Genomic DNA, 974 nt, shown 5'->3' with positions numbered 1-974 from the left:
GTGGCAGGGACAATGCCCAGAATGTGGTGAATGGAATACCGTTCAAGAAATTAAGCTCTCATCAGCCAAAACTTCCCGCTCTTCAGCTAAAAGTGTGGGGTATGCAGGCGCTGCTGCAGAAATTAAATCTCTCAGTGCGATTGATCTGAAAGAGCAGCCTAGATTTAGCTCGGGTATCGGAGAGTTTGATCGTGTTTTGGGTGGTGGTTTAGTTCCGGGTTCTGCAATTTTAGTTGGTGGTCATCCTGGTGCAGGGAAGAGCACGTTACTTCTGCAGACGATGTGTTATCTAGCAAATCGTTTACCCGCACTATATATCACCGGTGAAGAATCTCTTCAGCAAGTTGCGATGCGTGCTAAGCGCTTGGAGCTGCAGGCAGATGATCTCAAAATGTTTTCAGAAACAAGCATTGAGAGTATTGAAGCGACGGTACAAAGCGTTCAGCCTAAGGTCTTAGTGGTTGATAGTATTCAGGTGATGTTTAGTGAATCACTGGATTCTGCTCCGGGAAGCGTCTCTCAAGTCCGCGAATGTGCTGCGCGTCTAACACGTTTAGCTAAGCAAACGGGTATGGTGCTTTTTTTAGTTGGTCACGTCACCAAAGAGGGAGCGATTGCTGGTCCAAAAGTATTGGAGCATATGATCGATTGTTCGATCATGTTGGAAGGCTCGAGTGATACACGCTACAGGACTTTGCGCGGAATTAAGAATCGTTTTGGTGCAGTGAATGAATTAGGCGTGTTTGCCATGCAGGAAAAAGGCTTGGCTGAAGTTAAAAATCCAAGTGCCATTTTTCTAAATAGGGGTGAAGAAGCGTCCCCTGGTAGTGCTGTTACGGTTCTTTGGGAAGGTACGCGTCCTCTGCTTGTAGAATTGCAGGCCTTGGTTGATGAGAGTCAAGGTTCTTACCCGAAACGCGTTGCTCTGGGCTTGGATCAAAATAGGGTCTCCATGTTATTAGCGGTGTTGCATC

General features: G+C 46.8%; 1 protein-coding gene. It reads left to right on the top strand.

All coding sequences use genetic code 11. The features are described from left to right. Positions 1-974: DNA repair protein RadA (gene radA, locus A3739_RS04790; RefSeq protein ID WP_068500517.1), on the top strand; the 974-nt coding region annotated here is incomplete at both ends.

Source organism: Oleiphilus sp. HI0067 (genome assembly GCF_001635735.1).
Note: the sequence above shows the minus strand (reverse complement) of the source record. Positions and strands in the feature narration are given on the sequence as shown.